The 18899-nt window shown below is 65.4% G+C and carries 16 protein-coding genes; 12 read left to right on the plus strand and 4 right to left on the minus strand.

Annotation, left to right across the window (positions count from 1 at the left end; all coding sequences use genetic code 11):
- Positions 1-57 precede the first annotated feature (57 nt).
- The 3 genes from metK to AC3A6I_RS18025 all read left to right on the plus strand — a co-directional run bounded on the left by metK (position 58) and on the right by AC3A6I_RS18025 (position 2756).
- A complete protein-coding gene (gene metK / locus AC3A6I_RS18015) occupies positions 58-1320 on the plus strand; it encodes a methionine adenosyltransferase (protein WP_487545244.1) in 1263 nt (420 codons plus the stop codon).
- Between the two features lie 145 nt (positions 1321-1465).
- Entirely contained in the window at positions 1466-2197 is a 732-nt protein-coding gene (gene trmB, locus AC3A6I_RS18020; protein WP_487545245.1) for a tRNA (guanosine(46)-N7)-methyltransferase TrmB, read from the plus strand.
- Positions 2198-2360: 163 nt separating this feature from the next.
- Positions 2361-2756 carry a winged helix-turn-helix transcriptional regulator gene (locus tag AC3A6I_RS18025; RefSeq protein ID WP_487545246.1) on the plus strand — a complete coding sequence of 132 codons (396 nt, stop codon included), beginning with the start codon at positions 2361-2363 and terminating at the stop codon, positions 2754-2756.
- Between the two features lie 138 nt (positions 2757-2894).
- Here the strand turns inward: AC3A6I_RS18025 and AC3A6I_RS18030 are convergent, their stop codons facing one another.
- Positions 2895-3191 carry a hypothetical protein gene (locus tag AC3A6I_RS18030; protein ID WP_487545247.1) on the minus strand — a complete coding sequence of 99 codons (297 nt, stop codon included), beginning with the start codon at positions 3189-3191 and terminating at the stop codon, positions 2895-2897.
- Between the two features lie 282 nt (positions 3192-3473).
- Between AC3A6I_RS18030 and AC3A6I_RS18035 the strand changes: the two genes are divergently transcribed.
- Entirely contained in the window at positions 3474-4148 is a 675-nt protein-coding gene (locus tag AC3A6I_RS18035; protein ID WP_487545248.1) for an FAD-binding oxidoreductase, read from the plus strand.
- A gap of 245 nt (positions 4149-4393) precedes the next feature.
- Here AC3A6I_RS18035 and AC3A6I_RS18040 read toward each other — a convergent pair whose 3' ends face one another.
- Positions 4394-5392 (minus strand): MerR family transcriptional regulator, encoded by a 999-nt coding sequence (locus tag AC3A6I_RS18040; RefSeq protein ID WP_487545249.1) that lies wholly within the window; start codon positions 5390-5392, stop codon positions 4394-4396.
- Positions 5393-5530: 138 nt separating this feature from the next.
- Between AC3A6I_RS18040 and AC3A6I_RS18045 the strand changes: the two genes are divergently transcribed.
- Positions 5531-6499 carry a ketopantoate reductase family protein gene (locus AC3A6I_RS18045; RefSeq protein ID WP_487545250.1) on the plus strand — a complete coding sequence of 323 codons (969 nt, stop codon included), beginning with the start codon at positions 5531-5533 and terminating at the stop codon, positions 6497-6499.
- A 154-nt stretch (positions 6500-6653) separates the two neighbouring features.
- On the opposite strand, the gene AC3A6I_RS18050 is transcribed toward AC3A6I_RS18045, so the two are convergent.
- The gene (locus AC3A6I_RS18050; protein WP_487545251.1) at positions 6654-7652 is read right to left on the minus strand and encodes a potassium channel beta subunit family protein; all 999 of its coding nucleotides are present in this window, start codon (positions 7650-7652) and stop codon (positions 6654-6656) included.
- Between the two features lie 191 nt (positions 7653-7843).
- Between AC3A6I_RS18050 and rimP the strand changes: the two genes are divergently transcribed.
- The 7 genes from rimP to AC3A6I_RS18085 all read left to right on the plus strand — a co-directional run bounded on the left by rimP (position 7844) and on the right by AC3A6I_RS18085 (position 16410).
- Positions 7844-8473: a ribosome maturation factor RimP gene (gene rimP / locus AC3A6I_RS18055; RefSeq protein ID WP_487545252.1), complete on the plus strand. Its 630-nt coding sequence runs from the start codon at positions 7844-7846 to the stop codon at positions 8471-8473.
- Between the two features lie 2 nt (positions 8474-8475).
- Entirely contained in the window at positions 8476-10074 is a 1599-nt protein-coding gene (gene nusA, locus AC3A6I_RS18060; protein ID WP_487545253.1) for a transcription termination factor NusA, read from the plus strand.
- 19 nt (positions 10075-10093) lie between these two features.
- Positions 10094-10711 carry an RNA-binding protein gene (locus AC3A6I_RS18065; RefSeq protein ID WP_487545254.1) on the plus strand — a complete coding sequence of 206 codons (618 nt, stop codon included), beginning with the start codon at positions 10094-10096 and terminating at the stop codon, positions 10709-10711.
- Positions 10712-10833: 122 nt separating this feature from the next.
- Entirely contained in the window at positions 10834-13563 is a 2730-nt protein-coding gene (gene infB / locus AC3A6I_RS18070) for a translation initiation factor IF-2 (RefSeq protein ID WP_487545255.1), read from the plus strand.
- A gap of 128 nt (positions 13564-13691) precedes the next feature.
- Positions 13692-14045, plus strand: coding sequence for a hypothetical protein (locus tag AC3A6I_RS18075; protein WP_487545256.1), 354 nt, complete (start codon positions 13692-13694; stop codon positions 14043-14045).
- A 36-nt stretch (positions 14046-14081) separates the two neighbouring features.
- A complete protein-coding gene (locus tag AC3A6I_RS18080) occupies positions 14082-14408 on the plus strand; it encodes a helix-turn-helix domain-containing protein (RefSeq protein ID WP_487545257.1) in 327 nt (108 codons plus the stop codon).
- Positions 14409-14502: 94 nt separating this feature from the next.
- On the plus strand, positions 14503-16410 hold the full coding sequence (locus AC3A6I_RS18085) for an ABC transporter ATP-binding protein (protein ID WP_487545258.1): 1908 nt from the start codon (positions 14503-14505) through the stop codon (positions 16408-16410).
- Between the two features lie 138 nt (positions 16411-16548).
- On the opposite strand, the gene AC3A6I_RS18090 is transcribed toward AC3A6I_RS18085, so the two are convergent.
- On the minus strand, positions 16549-18798 hold the full coding sequence (locus AC3A6I_RS18090) for an ATP-binding cassette domain-containing protein (RefSeq protein ID WP_487545259.1): 2250 nt from the start codon (positions 18796-18798) through the stop codon (positions 16549-16551).
- Between the last annotated feature and the right edge of the window lie 101 nt (positions 18799-18899).

The raw sequence follows: 18899 nt of genomic DNA on the forward strand, positions 1-18899 counted from the left end.
TAATCGCGCCAACCTCGCGTTTTTCGCGATTTATGGGCACTTTTCGGGGGTTTCGCCGTGGCTCGCACTTCCTACCTGTTCACTTCTGAATCGGTATCCGAGGGTCATCCGGATAAAGTCTGCGACCGCATCAGCGACGAGATCGTCGACCTGGTGTTCCGCGAAGCCAAGAAGACCGGCATGGATCCGGCCAAGGTGCGCATCGCCTGCGAGACGCTGGCCACCACCAACCGCGTCGTCATCGCCGGCGAAGTGCGCGTGCCCGATACGCTCTTGAAAAAGGGCAAGGACGGCAAGGTGCTGACCGATGCCTCGGGCGCCCCGGTGGTCAACCCGGCCAAGTTCAAGTCGACCGCCCGCAAGGCGATCAAGGCCATCGGCTACGAGCAGTCGGGCTTCCACTGGAAGACCGCCAAGATCGATGTGCTGCTGCACGGTCAGTCGGCCGATATCGCGCAGGGCGTCGACGAGAGTGGCAACAAGGATGTCGGCGCCGGCGACCAGGGCATCATGTTCGGCTATGCCAGCCGCGAGACCCCGGAACTGCTGCCCGCCCCGATCTACTACGCCCACAAGATCCTCGAGGCGCTGACCATTGCCCGCAAGGCCGGCGAAGGCGCCGCGATCAAGCTCGGCCCCGATGCCAAGAGCCAGGTCACGGTGAAATACGAGAACGGCCAGCCGGTCGGCGTCACCCAGATCGTGGTCTCGACCCAGCATGTCGATGCTGCGCTGACCTCCGAGGACGTGCGCCAGATCATCGAGCCCTATGTGCGCGCCGCCCTGCCGGAAGGCTGGATCGGGAAGGACACGGTCTGGCACGTCAACCCGACCGGCAAGTTCGTGGTCGGCGGCCCCGATGGCGATGCCGGCCTTACTGGCCGCAAGATCATCGTCGATACCTATGGTGGCGCGGCCCCGCATGGCGGCGGTGCCTTCTCGGGCAAGGACCCGACCAAGGTGGACCGCTCGGCCGCCTATGCGGCGCGCTATCTCGCCAAGAACGTCGTCGCTGCCGGCCTCGCCGATCGCGCCACGATCCAGCTCAGCTACGCCATCGGCGTCGCGAAGCCCCTGTCGATCTATGTCGACCTGCACGGCACCGGCAAGGTCGAGGAAAGTAAGCTCGAATCCGTGCTCGGCGAGGTGTTCGACCTCTCGCCGCGCGGCATCCGCACCCATCTCGACCTCAACAAGCCGATCTACGCCAAGACCTCGGCCTACGGCCACTTCGGCCGCAAGCCCGGCCGCGACGGCTCGTTCAGCTGGGAAAAAACCGACCTGGTCCCGGCGCTTAAGGCCGCGGTGAAGGCGGCTTGAGCCGCTGAGCTAGCCCAACCCACAGGGTCACCCCGGCGAAGGCCGGGGCCCATCCTGAGATATTTCGATCAGCCACCATATGCCGCACCACCTCAGGATGGATTCCGGCCTTCGCCGGAATGACATCGTGGTGTAGGGGACGCTCATGACTGAAAAGCCCGAGCAGCCCGCCAAACCCCACCACCCGCTGAACGTCTCCGGCGAGCCGCGCGCCTTTTTCGGGCGCCGCTCCGGCAAGCGCCTGCACAAGGGGCAGGACCGGCTGTTCAAGCAGTTCCTGCCCTCGCTCGAGATCACGCTGGGCGAGGAGACGCTCGACCCGCGCACGCTCTTTCCCACCCCGCCCGAACAGGTCGTGCTCGAGATCGGCTATGGCGGCGGCGAGCACCTCGCCCGGCAGGCGCGTGAAAACCCCGCGACCGGGTTCATCGGCTGCGAGGTATTTTCGGGCGGCATCGCCAAGCTGGTCGAAAAGATCGACGAGGACGGCCTCACCAATGTGCGCCTGTTCACCGACGATGCGCTGAAGCTGCTGCAGAAGCTGCCGGACGCCTCGCTCGACCGCGCCTACCTGCTCTATCCCGATCCGTGGCCGAAGACGCGCCACCACAAGCGCCGCTTCATCTCGCCACTGACGCTCAGCGAGCTCGCCCGCACGCTCAGGCCCGGCGCCATCTTCCACTTCGCCACCGATATCGAGGACTATGCGAACTGGACGCTGGCCCACATCCTGCGCGCCCCGGAGTTCAGTTTTGCCCCGAGCCGGCCGCGTAGCTGGCATGAGCCATACGCAGGCTGGGAGCCGACGCGCTACGAGGAAAAGGCCCGGCTGGAAGGCCGAAACATCAGCTTCTACCTGAGCTTTACGCGCAGCTGACCCATCCCGCAGCTTACCGCGATTTAACAGAACGTTTAGGCAACCCGTCATTGAAATTGCCGCGATCCCCTTCCATAAGGGGCGGCAAGCAACAATATCGTAAGCATACGTAGGATTTTGGGCGCGGCCGCGGGGGCTGGCGGCGCCGCACGGAGTTATGTTTATGGGTCAGCACCAGCCTCGGACGGCGATCAACTACATCGCCATCGAAGACATCCTGAGTAGCCGCAACAGCAAGTGGACGCTGGTGGTGATGCTGCACCTCAGGCGCGACACCATGCGGTTTTCCGAGCTGCAGCGCGATATCGGCAGCATCTCGCAGAAGGCGCTTACGTCGAGCCTCAGGGCGCTGGAGCGGGATGGCTTCATCTCACGCACCAGTTACGCCACCATTCCGCCGCGTGTCGACTACGCGGTGACCGAGCTCGGCCTCGAGGCGCTGAAGGCGTTCGAGGCCTTCGAATCGTTTGCCTCACGGCACTGGCACCAGGTCGTCGAGGCCCGAGCCACCTTCGATGCCCGCGAGGGCGACATCGAAGTCTTCCGCATCGCTACTTGACCGCCCGGATCACGGCGGTGGCCGGAATATTCCGGCTAGCCGTGATGCCTGCTGGTCGGGACGCACTCCTTGAGCGCGGCCATCTTGGTCGCGGTCCGGCCGGTCGCAACCGGCCGGATCGTGGTGAGAGGCTGCCGATCAGTCGGTAACCAGCTCAGAGGCAACGGCGCCACCATTCAGCGGGCGCAGGGTATCGAGATCGAAATACTGGAACTGGGTCGAGCCGTCCGACAGCTTGACCACGGCCCGGATGGTATCCTTGCCCGTCAGGTGCACGTCGGCAATGCCGTTATGGTCGGCAACGTTCACGCCGCGCTCCACGAGCTGAGCACCGATAAAGTCGGGGTCGAACTCACGGAAGCTGGCAAAGGCCGGCGCCGCGAAAGCCGAGGTAACGAGAACGGCCGCGAGGCCAACAGAAGCGATCTTGTTCATTTCAGTGTCCCTTTCGTTTTCTGGACAACAGGGAGATCGTCCTCCGTCCGCTGCGCCGCAAGACACAAAATCTGCATTCGCGGGGGTTGAAATTATCAATGTCGTGCAGAGGGTTACGGTCGAGATCGCCACCTTCTCGGGAGAAACCCACGTGCCTCGAGGGGGGTAGGTTTCACTTGCGAAACCAAAGCTCGCAGCGGGGCTTGCGGACGATTTGCCGACGTTTCACGCTGCAACCCGGACACCATTTCGCGTGTCTTGGTGCCAACAGGGAGCAGGCCCGTGCAGCACAGCGTAAAAATCCGGAAAATCGAAAAAATCACGCACAACGTGCGTCGCTACACGCTTGAAAAGCCCGCCGGCTTCAAGTTCGAGCCGGGACAGGCCACCGACGTGTCCATCGATCGCGAGGGTTTCCGCGAAAAGAAGAACCCCTTCACCTTCACCGCGCTCAATGACTGGGACGATCTGGAATTCACCATCAAGTCCTATTTCGACCATGACGGGGTGACCAAGGCGTTGTGGGAGCTGTCGGAAGGCGATCGCCTCATCATCCGCGACCCGTGGGGCACCATCACCTATAAGGGTCCCGGCGCCTTCATCGCCGGCGGCGCCGGCGTCACCCCGTTCATCGCCATCCTGCGCCAGCTGCAGGCCGACGGGAAACTCGACGGACACCGGCTGATCGTTTCCAACAAGCGCGCCGACGACATCATCCTCCGCTCCGAATTCGAGGCCATGGCCAATGACGGGCTTGATGTCACCTGGACGCTGACCGACGACCCCAATGCCAATGGCGTGCTGCACGAGCGCATCAACGAGACGTTCCTGCGCCGCCACGTCCACGACATCAGCCAGAACTTCTACCTCTGCGGCCCCGACGACATGGTGAAGGACCTGCGCGGCACGCTCGAAGGGCTCGGCGCGAAGACGGATGCGGTGACCTGGGAGAAGTAAGGGCGGGAAGAGTACCCCCCACCCCTGTCCCTCCCCCGCAAGGGGGGAGGTGACCTGCGCTCATAAACCTTCGTCCCACAAGGCGCGGTAGTTGTTCGAGCATCTCCCTGCCCCTTGCGGGGAGGGACAGGGGTGGGGGTATCTCTAGGGCACAACGGTGAGCAAAGGCCGCAGGCCAACTCTTCACCTCCCCCCTTGTGGGGGAGGCCGGGAGGGGGCCGTTTCTATCGGCAGGGCACGCTTCCTCAACCCGCCGGCCGAACCGCCACCGTCCCCTCAGTCCGCTTCCGCACTTCCGGGTTCGCCAGGCACATCGCCACTGCCTCGTAACCCGGCGCGCCAGGATAGGGCGCCACCAGCACCGGCGGGCTGTGATTGGCCGGGCAGAGGATGATCGCCTCGTTCGCCCCCACCGCCTCCAGGTCGAGGAACGCCGAGGACCGCGTCATCAGGAACAGCGGCCGCGCCGGATTGGCCCGGTGCCGCAGCAGCGCCACCAGCGCCTCCTGCGTCGGCTGGTCGAGCCCCTGCTCGATCAGGTCGAACACCAGGGCCGAGGGCCCCTCACGCTCGATCCAGGCGACCACCGCCAGCAGCGCGTCAGACGGCGTCGCGCCATCCTCGACCAGCCAGCCCACCGTCTCCTCCACCCGCGCGCTTACCGCCGGATCATCGAGCACGGCCGTCCGATCCAGCCCGACGAACGCGCCGCCGGGGATCGCCGCTGCGATCGCCTCGGCCAGCCGCGTCTTGCCGCTGCCGAGCGGGCCGACAATGTAGGTGATCGGCGCGATGCGGCTGAGCTCGAAGCGCTCACCGCCCCACGGCCAGGGCAGCTCGAACGCCACCGACCGAACCTCGCCCAGCACGCCTGCCACCGCACCAGCCTCCGGCGTCCGCCCTTCGGCGAGCCGTGCGCGTAGCGCCCTTACCCTCTCCATGGCGCCGGCAATATCCTTCATCCGACCGTCGAGCGCGCCCTGGTGGGCGGCGAGCGCGGCGTCGAGCGTCGCCGCATCGCCGTTCAGCACGGCGGCCACCTGGGCGAGGCTCAGTCCCAGCGCACGCAGCGCCGCGACCTCGGCGGCCCGCTCCATCTGCACCGGCCCGAAGGTGCGCCAGCCGGCTTCGCTGCGGAGCGGGCGAATGAGGCCGCGCTCCTCGTAAAGGCGCAGGGCCTTGGCCGATACACCGAGCCGCCGCGCGGCCTCGGAGGCATTCAGAAACTCATCGGTTGCGCTCACGAATCATCTCCCGTTCGTTGACCGCCCCTCTATCCGGGCTGCCCCAGGGGCCGGGTCAAGCCCGATCCGTCTTACGGCTGGGTTGCCCCTTGCCGCCCGAGCCGCCAAGGTCGCCGCCGATAATTGGAGGAATTTGGCATGCGCATCATCGTCTATGGTCTGGGCGCGGTCGGCGGGGCCCTCGCCGCGGCACTCACCCGGGCCGGCACCGAGGTCATCGGCATCGCGCGCGGCAGGATGCTGGAGGCAATCAAGGCCGACGGCCTCAACTTCCGCACCCCGGCCGGCGACGAGCGCATCCGCTTCCCGGTGGTCGGCAAGCCGTCGGAGATCGAGTTTCGCCCCGATGACGCGATCCTCCTCACCATGAAATCGCAGGATACCGCCGAGGCCCTGGATGCGCTGGTCGAAGCCGGCGCGTCCAGCCAACCGGTATTCTGCTTCCAGAACGGGCTCAACAACGAGCGGCTGGCCTTGCGCCATTTCGCCAAGGTCTACGGCGTCACCGTGATGATCCCGGCGGACTACACCACGCCGGGCGAGGTCATCTGCTACGGCACGCCACGCCACGGCATGTTCGACGTCGGCTGCTATCCGAGCGGGCTCGATGCGACCGCCAGCAAGCTCGTCGATATGCTGATCGCCGCCAACTTCGCCGCTTTCACGGCCGATGACGTGATGCAGTCGAAGCGCGGCAAGCTGCTTGAAAACCTCGGCAACGTCGTCGATGCCGCCATGGGCCACGGCAATACCGATGCCGAGACCATGGACGCGGTGCGCGCCGAAGGCCGCGCCGCCTATGGCGCCGCGGGGCTCGAGTGGAAAGCGATCAAGCGCGACGATCCGCGCCGCCAGGGCGTGGTCGACATGGGCAAGGTCGAGGGCGCGCAGCGTGCCGGCAGCTCCTCGACGCAAAGCCTCAAGCGCGGCGCCGGCAGCATCGAGACCGACTATCTCAACGGCGAGATCGCCCTGATCGGAAGGTTGGCCGGCGCCCCGGTCCCGCTCAACGCCGCCCTCGCCCAGCTCGGCCACGACCTCGTCGCCGGGAAGGCGGAAGCCGGCACCGTCACCAGCGCAGAGCTGAGGAAGCGGCTGGGGTTGTAGAACTCAGGGCCTGGCAGTCGGGCTTCCCTCCCCCTTGCGGGGAGGGATCGAGGGTGGGGGTGGTCCGGTGATTCCCGATGGACCCCCACCCCCAGCCCCTCCCCGCAAGGGGGAGGGGAGCCGTCATTGTGCGTGTCGCGACGTCGCGAGCAGCCTACAGATAACTGCGCGGGCCTTCCGGCTTGTTCGCAGCGATCTCTTCGATCCGCGCCATCACGTCCGGCGTCAGCTTGTCCTTGTGCTTCAAGGCCTCGAGATTGTCCTTGAGCTGGCTCAGCTTGGACGCCCCGAGGATCACGGTCGACACGTTCGGGTTCTTGAGGCACCAGAGCAGCGCCAGGTAGTGGATCGGGATGCCGATCTCCTTGCTGAGGTCGGCGAGCTGCTTGACCTTCGCGAGCTCGGCGCGGCCCTTGTCGCTGTCGAGCCGGGCTTTCAGCCACTCGTAGCCGGGGAGGTTCATGCGCGAGTCGGCCGGGATGCCGTCATTATACTTGCCGGTCAGGATGCCCGAGGCGAGCGGCGACCAGATCGTCGTGCCCAGCCCGAACAGGTTGTAGAGCGGCAGGAACTCGCTCTCCACCTTCTCGCGGCGGAACAGGTTGTATTCGGGCTGCTCCATGGTCGGCGGGGTGAGGCCGTACTGGCGCGCCACGGCATAGGCCTCGGTCAGCTGCTGGCTCGTCCACTCCGACGTGCCCCAGTAGATGACCTTGCCCTGCGTAATCAGATTGTGCATGGCCCGCACGGTTTCCTCGATCGGGGTGTCGAGGTCGGGGCGGTGGCAGAAATAGAGGTCGAGATAGTCGACCTGCAGGCGCTTCAGCGCGTCGTTGGCGGCATCGTGGATGTGCTTGGCCGAGAGGCCGCGCTGGATCGGCGCCTTGCCGTTGCCGCCGAAGAACACCTTCGAGCTCACCGCATAGCTGTCGCGGCTCCAGTTCAGCGCTTTCAGCGCCTCGCCCATGACGCGCTCGGCATTGCCGGTCTCGTAGCCCTCGGCATTGTCGAAGAAGTTGATGCCGTTATCGTAGGCGTGGGCCATGATCGAAGCGGCAGCGTCTTCGCCGACCTGCTTGCCGAAGGTGACCCAGGCGCCGAAAGAAAATTCGCTGACCTTGAGGCCAGACTTGCCCAAGCGGCGGTATTCCATAGCGATGTCCGTTGAGTTGGAGGCAGAAGGGAGGCCACCACTCTATCGTTCACAGACGATGGAGACAACGACAGGACCGTCATACTTGCGTGGCGGATGCATCGGCGCTATATGAGCGCCAACAACATCTCTGGCTGTAAAGCGGAGTGGGTGCCTGACCGGCCCCCGCTCTTTTTGTTTTCAGGGCCCTTATGGCGTTTGATCTGACCGAAAAGCGATACATCAAGGAAACCGGCCTCGAGGCGCGCATTGCGCGCATCGTCGAGCCCATCGCCAACGATCTCGGCTACAGCCTCGTGCGCATCAAGATGAGCCAGGAGAACGGGCTCACGCTGCAGATCATGGCCGAGGACGCGAACGGCCGCTTCACCATCACCGATTGCGAGCGGCTGAGCAAAGACGTCTCGCCGGTGCTCGACGTCGAGGATCCGATCGACCGCGAGTATCATCTCGAGGTGAGTTCGCCCGGCATCGACCGTCCGCTGGTCCGGGCCCGCGATTTCGCCACCTATATCGGCCATGAGGCCAAGATCGAGCTGACCGACCTGCTCGATGGCCGCAAGCGCTTCCGCGGCATTATCAAGGCCGTGGACGCCGACACGGTGACCATCACCCTGCCCGATGCGCCGAAAGACACCGATCCCGACCACAAGCTGCCGCTGATGCTGCTGGCCGACGCCAAGCTGGTGATGACCGACAAGCTCATGAACATGGCGCAGGTGGACCAGGAAGAATTCCCCATCGACGAAGGCGACGACATCGAGACCGTCGAGCTTCCGTCCGACGAAGATACTGCCGACTCTGCAGAGGAGACGAACTAGAAATGGCCGTTAGCGCGAACCGCCTGGAGCTGCTCCAGATCGCCGATGCCGTTGCCCGCGAGAAGTCGATCGACCGCATGATCGTCATCGAGTCCATGCAGGACGCGATCGAGAAGGCGGCCAAGACCCGCTATGGCGCCGAGACCAATGTGCGCGCCGAGATCAATCCGCGCACCGGCGAGCTGCGCCTGTGGCGGCTGCTCGAAGTGGTCGAAGCCGTCGAAGAGCCGGCCCGCCAGATTGAGCTCAAATACGCCAAGGCCAAGGCCGACGGCGCCAAGCTCGGCGATTTCCTGACCGAGCCGCTGCCGCCCATCGAATTCGGCCGCATCGCCGCCCAGTCGGCCAAGCAGGTCATCGTGCAGAAGGTGCGCGATGCCGAGCGCGACCGCATGTATGAAGAGTACATCAACCGCGTCGGCGAGATCGTCAACGGCACGGTCAAGCGCGTCGAATACGGCAACGTCATCGTCGACCTGGGCCGTGGTGAAGCCATCATCCGCCGGGACGAACTGATCCCGCGCGAGCTCTATCGCTACGGCGACCGCGTGCGCGCCTATATCTACGACGTCCGCCGCGAGCAGCGCGGGCCGCAGATCTTCCTCAGCCGCACCCATCCGCAGTTCATGGCCAAGCTCTTCCAGCAGGAAGTGCCGGAAATCTACGACGGCATCATCCATATCCGCTCGATCGCCCGCGATCCGGGCAGCCGCGCCAAGATCGCCGTGACCAGCAACGATTCCTCGATCGATCCGGTCGGCGCCTGCGTCGGTATGCGCGGCTCGCGCGTGCAGGCCGTGGTTGCGGAACTGCAGGGCGAAAAGATCGACATCATTCCCTGGACCGAGAACATCGCCGATCTCGTCGTCTCGGCGCTGCAGCCGGCCGATGTGGCCAAGGTGGTGCTCGACGAGCAGGCCGAGCGCATCGAAGTGGTGGTGCCCGACGAGCAGCTGTCGCTCGCCATCGGCCGCCGCGGCCAGAACGTGCGCCTCGCTTCGCAGCTGATCGGCTGGGATATCGACATCCTCACCGAGCAGGAAGAGAGCGAGCGCCGGCAGAAGGAATTCACCGAGCGGTCGGCTTTGTTCATGGAAGCCCTTGATGTTGACGAGATGGTTGCCCAACTACTGGCTTCCGAAGGCTTCTCGTCGGTCGAGGAACTTGCCTATATCGACCTTTCGGAAATTTCCTCGATCCAGGGCTTCGACGAAGAAACTGCCGGGGAAATCCAGCAGCGCGCGGCCGACTATCTCGCCGCCATAGAGAAGGCCAACGACGACGAGCGCATCACGCTGGGCGTTGCCGACGAGCTCTACGAAATCCCGGGCCTGAATGCGGCCATGCTCGTCGCGCTGGGCAAGGAAGACATCAAGACCGTCGAGGATTTTGCCGGCTGCGCCGCCGACGACCTCGTCGGCTGGACCGAGCGGAAGGACGGCGAGACCAAGCGTTTCGACGGCACCTTCAAGGACTTCCCGGTCAGCCGCGAGGAAGCCGAGGAAATGATCCTGCAGGCTCGCCTCAAGGCCGGCTGGATTACCGAGGCCGATCTCGCCGCGGCCGAAGAGCCGGTCGAAGAAGAAGGAGCGCCCGCGTAATCGGGCGTCTGGTTGCCCGGTGCCCGCGCGTGAAGAAACAGAACGGCAATGCGCCCTCACCCGTGAAGTGAAGCCCATTGCCGACCTCATCCGCTTCGTCGTCTCTCCCGACGGCGAGCTGGTGCCCGATACGGACGGCAAGGCCGATGGCCGCGGCGTCTGGATCAGCCTGGGCGAGAAGCAGGTCGCCGAGGCGCAGAAGAAGAAGGCCTTCGCCAGGAGCCTCAAGGCCGAGGTGAAGGTGCCGGACGACCTGAGCGGACTGACCCGGCGGCGGCTGACGGAGCGCTACCTCTCGGCGCTGTCGCTGGCCAAGAAGGCGGGGCAGCTGCTCAACGGCGCCGGCAAGGTCAAGTCCGCCATCGAGGCGGGCGAAGTACTGGCGCTCCTCACCGCGACCGATGCGGCCGAGGACGGACGGAACAAGCTCCTGGGCTCGCTCAGGGGGTATACGAAAGCGGCGGAAGAGATGGGTCTCAACCCCTCGGAAACCCCGCATTTCGAATTGCTCGATTCGGGCCAAATGGGTTTGGCACTCGGGATCGAAAATGTGATACATGCTGCGCTCACTAAAGGGGGCGCGGCCCAGGCGGCGGTGCAACGGGCCGAAAGACTAGCCCGTTACATTGCCAATTAAATGGGTTATCTGAGCGGCGCGGCAGCGCTACGCCGCCCCCTGACCCGGATTTATCGGACGTGTTCGGAAAGCGCGGCAACGCACTTTCACGGGCTCGTTTCGTGAAGGAAGACGCGGAATACATGGCTGATAACGACGACAAGCGCGAAGACTCTGGTGCCGGCGGCAAGAAGACGCTGTCATTGAAGGGGGCTCCCAACCTGGGGAACCGCCCGAACATGGCACGTTCGTCGCGGACCGTGGTCGTCGAGAAGCGCACCCGTTTCGTGCCGGCCGGTTCGCCGCCGCACGTGCCGCATGGCAATACGGGTTCGGCTCCGGCGCGCCCGCAGGGCAATGGCGCCCCCGCCGGCGGCCAGGGCCGTCCGCAGGGCTCTCCACAAGGCCGTCCGCAGGGTGGTCCGTCGCAGAACCGCGGCGGCTACGACAATCGTTCGGGCGGCTCGCGTCCGCCGATGCGCGGTGGCGCACCGGGTGGGCGTCCGGCCGGCCTCAGCGCCACGGAAGCTGATGCCCGGGCCCGCGCCCTGCGCGAAGCCGCCGGCCGCCAGGCCGAGGACGAGGCCCGCGCCCGCGCCGAGGAAGCCCGTCGCGCCGAGGAGGATGCCCGCCGCCGGGCACTCCGCGAGGAGGCCCAGCGCGCCGAGGAAGAGCGCCAGCGCGCCATCGAGGCCGAGAAGGCCGTGGCCGAGGTCGCGGAAGTTTCGACCGTATCGCGCGAGCCGCGCGTGTCGCCGGCCGCCCGTGCCGCCGAGCGTGGACCGCAGCGCCGTCCGACGCCTGCCGCTCCCGGCGCAAACGTGCCGCCCGCGCCGCCGTCCGAGGCCGATGGCCGCAAGACCCGTTCGGCTCCGGCCGCCCGGCCGCTGGTCAGCGCCAATGAGCTCGAGAATGCCCGCCGCGGCGGTGCTGCCCGCGTGCCGGCGACGCCGGAGCGGCCGACCCGCCGTGCCGGCGAGGAAGCCTTTGCCCGTTCGCGCCTGACGCTGTCGAGCGCCACCACCGAGTCCGATCGCGATCGCGGTCCCTCGCTGGCGGCCATGCGCCGCCGGCGCGACAAGAAGATGGGCCGCAACCAGCAGGCTGCACCCAAGCTTTCGCGTGAAGTGACCATTCCCGAGGCGATCACCGTCCAGGAACTGGCCAACCGCATGGCCGAGCGCGCCGTCGACGTCATCAAGATCCTGATGCAGCAGGGTCAGATGGTGAAGATCAACGATATCCTCGATGCCGACACCGCCGAACTCATCGCCACCGAGCTGGGCCACACGGTCAAGCGCGTCAGCGATGCCGACGTGGAAGAAGGCCTGTTCGACATCCCGGCCGACGACAAGGCCGAGGATCTGACCGACCGCGCGCCCGTCGTGACCATCATGGGTCACGTCGACCACGGCAAGACCTCGCTGCTCGACGCGATCCGCGAAGCCAATGTGGTCGCCGGCGAAGCGGGTGGCATCACCCAGCATATCGGCGCCTACCAGGTCGAGAAGAACGGCCAGAAGATCACCTTCCTCGATACCCCGGGCCACGAGGCGTTCACCGCCATGCGTGCCCGCGGCGCCCAGGCGACCGATATCGCGGTTCTGGTGGTGGCGGCCGATGACGGCGTGATGCCGCAGACGATCGAATCCATCAAGCACGCCAAGGCGGCCGGGGTTCCGATCATCGTGGCCATCAACAAGATGGACAAGCCGTCGGCCAACCCGACGCGCGTCCGCACCGAGCTGCTCCAGCACGAAGTGTTCGTCGAATCGATGGGCGGCGAGACGCTGGACGTCGAAGTGTCGGCGGTCACCAAGGCCGGCCTCGACAAGCTGCTCGAAACCATCCTGCTGCAGTCCGAAGTGCTCGAGCTCAAGGTTGCCCGCGACGGGCGCGCCGAGGGTCTCGTCATCGAGGCCAAGCTCGATCGCGGCCGCGGTGCGGTGGCGACCGTGCTGGTGCAGCGCGGCACGCTTCGCATCGGCGACATCCTCGTCGCCGGCACCGAGTTCGCCCGCGTCCGCGCCCTGATCAACGACAAGGGCGAGCAGGTCAAGGAAGCCGGCCCGTCCGTGCCGGTCGAGGTGCTGGGCTTCACCGGCGTGCCGAGCGCGGGCGACCGCTTCTCGGTGGTCGAGACCGAAGCCCGGGCCCGCGAGGTCACCGAGTACCGCCAGCGCGCCATCCGCGAGAAGACGGCCGGCGGCGGCGCCACCAGCCTCGAGCAGATGATGAACCAGCTCAAGGCCTCGGGCATCGCCAAGTTCCCGCTGATCATCAAGGGCGACGTGCAGGGCTCGGTCGAGGCGATCAACGCCTCGCTCAACAAGCTCTCGACCGACGAAGTGTCGGCGCAGATCCTGATGAGCGGCGTGGGCGCCATCACCGAATCCGACGTGACGCTGGCTTCGGCCTCGAATGCCATCATCATCGGCTTCAACGTCCGCGCCAACAAGCAGGCGCAGGACCTCGCCACCCGCGAGGGCATCGAGATCCGCTACTACAACATCATCTACGACCTCGTGGATGACGTGAAGGCGGCCATGTCGGGCCTGCTGAAGCCGGAGCGCCGCGAGACCTTCATCGGCTACGCCGAGATCCTCGAAGTGTTCTCGATCACCAAGGTCGGCAAGGTCGCCGGTTGCCGTGTCACCGAGGGCATCGTGGAACGCGGCGCCGGCGTGCGCCTCTTGCGCGACAACGTCGTGATCCACGAAGGCAAGCTCAAGACGCTCAAGCGCTTCAAGGACGAAGTCAAGGAAGTGCCGATGGGCCAGGAATGCGGCATGGCCTTCGAGAACTACGAAGACATCCGCGCCGGCGACGTCATCGAATGCTTCCGCGTCGAGCAGGTTACCCGGACGCTGTAAGCGAAAGGCACAATGACGAACGAAGGACCCCTGCCTCGGCAGGGGTCCTTTTGTTTGGGTAGTCAGATTGACGGTTGCAGCATGATATACGCACAGCTAACTAGGGGCCTAGTTTTGGGGGAGTCCTGATGAGTTTGCGCATTCTTCTCGCCATTGGGGCATTCTTGCTTCTTGGCTCTGTCACCTTAGCCCAGTCGCTTTCGTGCCGCTCGGACAGCTTTGGCAATACGTATTGCGACAACGGAACCAACTACCGAACTGATAGCTTCGGCAACACGTTCGACAACCACGGTAATAGTTGGCGCACCGATAGTTTCGGCAATACCTATGGAAGCGATGGCAGCTCCTACAGGACTGACAGCTTCGGAAATACGCACGACAACGAAGGAAACAGCTGGCGTACCGATAGCTTCGGCAACACTTACGGTAGTGATGGTACAACATGTCGTACCGACAGCTTCGGGAACCTCTATTGCAGCTGACGCGGTACAGCGCGCGCAAGCGCTAGGTCGAATGCAATGACCAAGCCCAAGGCACACGACAGCCAGCAGAATGTCTTCGCGGAGCTGAACCTCCCGGACGCCGAGGGGCATTTCCTCAAGGCGCAGATCGTTGCCGAACTCTACCGGGTCACCACCGAGCTGAAGCTGACGCAGGCCCGGGCGGGCGAGCTTATGGGCATTACCCAGCCGGAGGTCTCACGCATGTTCCATGGCAACTTCCGGGAGTATTCCGTCGAGCGGCTGATGGCGTTTCTGACCGCGTTCAACCAGGATGTTGAGATCGTCGTGCGGCCGCGGAAGCTTAATACTCCCGGCGAGATCACCTTCACCCGCGCTGCCTGACCGATCACCCCGCTCTAGAAAAAGTCCGAATCGGACCTATGTTGAGGACAGCCCGGGCATTGGCCCCGGGCTTTTTCCATTTCGGAGCAGGATGATGGCACGCGGACCGGCAGGCGGTGGGCGACGAGGGGGCGGCGGCCAGTACGGCGCCGACATTCCCGATACGCTGCCCTTCGACAAGGGCGAGCGGCTCAAGACCTTCCGCCATCTCGGGCGGCTGTTCGCGCAGATGTGGCGCACCAGCCCGTTCCTGCTCTCGCTCTCCATCGTCCTCCGCCTGATCGTTGCCATCCAGCCGCCGCTGGTGCTGCTGTTCACCAAGCTGATCATCGACGAGGTGGTGCACCAGACCAGCCTCGGTGTCCCCGGCCCCGAGCTCGCCGACTGGCTCGACAGCGGCCGCCTCACCTACCTGACGCTGTTGCTCGGTGGCGAGTTCGTGCTCGTCTTCGCCCGCGACGCCTTGAACCGCGCCATCAACGTCATCGACAACATCCTCGGCGAGGCGCACTCGAACGCGGTCAGCCTCGAGTTGATGCAGCACGCCGCCAATCTCGACCTCAAGCATTTCGAGCAGTCCGAGTACCAGGACAGCCTCGAGCGCGCCCGCCGCCAGGCCGCCTCGCGCTCCACCGTGATCTCGCAGCTGTTCGGCCAGGCGCAGGCGGTGATCACCGCCATCGCGCTCGCGGCGGGCCTGTTCATCTACGCCCCACTGCTGATCGGGCTGCTCGCGCTGGCGCTGATCCCGGCCGTGTGGGGCGAGTTCAAGTTCAACCGCCTCGCCTACTGGATCTCCCATTCCCGCTCCCCCGAGCGGCGGCAGCTCGAGTACCTGCGCCAGATCGGCGCCAGCGCCGAAAGCGCCAAGGAGATCAAGCTGTTCGGGCTGGGCGGCTTCCTCTCGGGCCGGTTCAAGACGCTGAGCGACCAGATCCTGATAGAGAACCGGAACCTCTCGATCCGGCGCGCCCTGCAGACGGGCCTTCTCGCGTCGATCTCGACCCTCACCTACTATGCCGCCTACGCCTACATCGTCTGGCGCACGCTGCATGGCGAGTTCTCGATCGGCACGCTGGTGTTCCTGTCGGGCAGCTTTTCGCAGCTCAACGGCTACCTGCAGCAGATCCTCATCGGCTTCACGCAGATCGCCGGGCAGTCGCTCTATCTCGACGACCTGTTCAGCTTCTTCGAGATCAAGCCGGCCATCACCGATCCCAAGAGCCCGCGCCCCTTCCCGGTCCCCGTGCGGCAGGGCATCGTGTTCGAGGATGTCGGCTTCCGCTATCCGGGCTCGGAGACCTGGGCCGTCCGCCACCTGAGCTTCACCATCCCGGCCGGCGAGACCCTCGCGCTCGTCGGCGAGAACGGCGCCGGCAAGACGACGATCGTCAAGCTCCTGACCCGCCTGTATGACCCGGACGAGGGCAGGATCACCGTCGACGGCATCGATATCCGCGCGTTCGCGCTGGCGGATCTCCGGAACCATATCGGCGCCATCTTCCAGGATTTCCTGCGCTACTCGTTCAGCGCCGCCGACAATATCGGCGTGGGCCGCATCGAGGCCGCCGCCGACCGCGACCGCATCGTCAGCGCCGCCCAACAGAGCCTCGCAGACCCGGTGATCCAGAAGCTGCCGGAAGGCTACGACCAGATGCTCGGCCGCACCTTCGCCAAGGGCCACGACCTCAGTGGCGGCGAGTGGCAGAAGCTGGCCATCGCCCGCGCCTATATGCGCGACGCCGAGATCATCATCCTCGACGAGCCCACCGCCGCGCTCGACGCCCGCGCCGAAGCCGAGGTGTTCACGCGCTTCAAGAACCTCGCCGAGGGCACGACCGCCGTGCTCATCTCACACCGCTTCTCCACCGTCCGCATGGCCGACCGCATCGTGGTGCTGGCCGACGGCAAGGTGGAAGAACAGGGCACGCATGCCGAGCTGATGGTCAATGGCGGGCGGTATGCAGAGCTGTTCGAGCTGCAGGCGGCTGGGTATCGGTGACGAGCGCGCACCCAACCTGCTCCCCTCCCCCTTGCGGGGAGGGGCCGGGGGTGGGGGTCCATCGGTGATCTCCGCTCCACCCCCACCCTCGATCCCTCCCCGCAAGGGGGAGGGAGGCGCCGACCGAGCAATCTGATCCTACCCCCGCGCCTTGAGCGCCGCCCCCGTCAAACTCCCGTTCGCGTCCAACAACCCCGCCGGCGCGCCCTCGAACACCACCGCGCCACCCTCGTGCCCGGCGCCCGGACCCATGTCGATGACCCAGTCCGCCCGGCTGATCACATCGAGATTGTGCTCGATCACCACCACGGTGGACCCCGCATCGACCAGCCGGTCGAACAGTCCGATCAGGGTGTCCACATCGTTCATGTGCAGCCCGGTGGTCGGCTCGTCGAGCACGTAGATATTGCCGGATTTGCCGAGCTCGGCCGCGAGCTTCAGCCGCTGCCGCTCGCCGCCCGACAGGGTCGAGAGCGGCTGGCCCAGCGTCAAATAGCCGAGCCCCACATCCTCGAGCCCCTGCAGGATCTTGGCGATGGCCGGCTCGGTGAAATAGGCCACCGCGTCGGTGATCGACATCTCGTAGACGTCGGAGATGGCCTTGCCGCGCAGCTTGTGCTGCAGCACCTCGTCGGTGAAGCGCTTGCCCTCGCACGTCTCGCAGACGCTCGCCACCGGGTCCATGTGGGCGAGGTCGGTGTACACGACGCCCAGCCCCTTGCAGTCCGGGCAGGCGCCTTTCGAGTTGGCCGAGAACAGCGAGGCCTCGACCCCATTCGCCTTGGCGAAGGCCTTGCGCACGTTGTCGAGAATGCCGGTATAGGTCGCGGTGTTGGACCTCGATGAACCACGGCTCAAATTCTGGTCTATGATGACGGTATTCGGGTAGTTTTTGGGTAGATTAGCCTGGACCAGCGAGCTCTTTCCCGCTCCGGCGACACCCGTCACCACGGTCAGAACGCCCTCGGGAATGCCCACCGACACATCGCGCAGGTTGTTGGTCCTCGCGTGCTCGATCTTTAGCTCGCCCCGCGGCTTGCGGCCCTCGGTCTTGATCGGCTGGTGCTTGTTGATGTGGCTGCCGGTCAGCGTGCCGCTCGCCAGAAGCCCGGCATAATCACCCTCGTAGACCACCTCGCCGCCCTTCGAACCGGCGCGCGGCCCCATGTCCACCACATGGTCGGCAATGGCGATCATGTCCGGCTTATGCTCGACGATCAGCACCGTGTTGCCCTTGTCGCGCAGCTGCTGCATCAGCCCGGCGAGCCGCCCCACGTCATGCGGATGGAGCCCAACGCTAGGTTCGTCAAACACATAGGTGATGTCGGTCAGCGACGAGCCGAGGTGCCGCACCATCTTCACCCGCTGGCTCTCGCCGCCCGACAATGTCGAGCTCTCCCGGTCGAGCGACAGGTAGCCGAGCCCGATGATCACGAGGTTTTCGAGCCGCGAGGCCAGCGCCTCGATCATCGGCTGCATCGACGGCGCTTCGAGCGCCCGGATGAAGGGCGCCAGGTCGGAGACCTGCATGGCCGAGCAGTCGGCAATCGACTTGCCGTTGAGCTTGCTGCCGATCCCCGCCGCGTTGAGCCGCGTCCCATGGCAGGCCGGGCAGACGGCGCGCGTGAAGATCAGGTCGTACTCGCGCCGGACATGCGGCTGCAGCGTCTCGGGGTCCTTGGAGCCCAGTCCCTTCTTCAGCTTGGCGACCACACCCTCATAGGTCAGCCCGATCTTGCCGACCTTGATCTTGCGGCCATCATCGAGGTTCAGCAGGTTCTCGCGCTCCTCGGCACTGTATTTGCTGATCGGCTTGTCCAGGTCGAACAGGCCGGAATTGGCGTAGATCTCCCACCACCAGCTGTCGCGGGCAAAGTCCTTGGGCAGCAGCGCGCCCTCGTTCAGCGATTTGCTCTCGTCGAGCACCGCGCTCATGTCCATGGCGGCGACCATGCCGATGCCTTCGCAATCGGGGCACATGCCGCGCGGGTCGTTGTAGGAATAGAGCCCGGGCGCGCCGAGCTTCGGCTCCGCCAGCCGCGAGAAGATCACGCGCAGCATCTGCGCGGCATCGGTCACCGTCGCCACGGTCGAGCGCGAATTGCCGCCCAGCCGTTGCTGGTCGACGATGATGGCGGCGGAGATGTTCTCGAGTTCGTCCGCGTCGGGCTGGCCATAATGCGGCATGAACTGCTGGACGAAGGCGGGATAGGTCTCGTTGATCAGCCGCTGGCTTTCGGCCGCGATGGTGCCGAAGACGAGCGAGCTTTTGCCCGAACCGGAAACGCCGGTGAACACGGTGATCTTCCGCTTGGGGATATCGAGCGAGACATTCTTGAGGTTGTTCTCCCGCGCCCCACGGATCCTGATCGAACCATACACCGACATCGCTGCGTCCTTATTTTACCGATCGGTTGAATACTGAGTCTGAACTCAGCCGTCAAGGGCGTGGGGCACCCCCACCCACCGGCTCCGCCGGTCCCCCCTCC

The sequence above is a fragment of the Devosia sp. Soil_C_22 genome, from assembly GCF_057657195.1.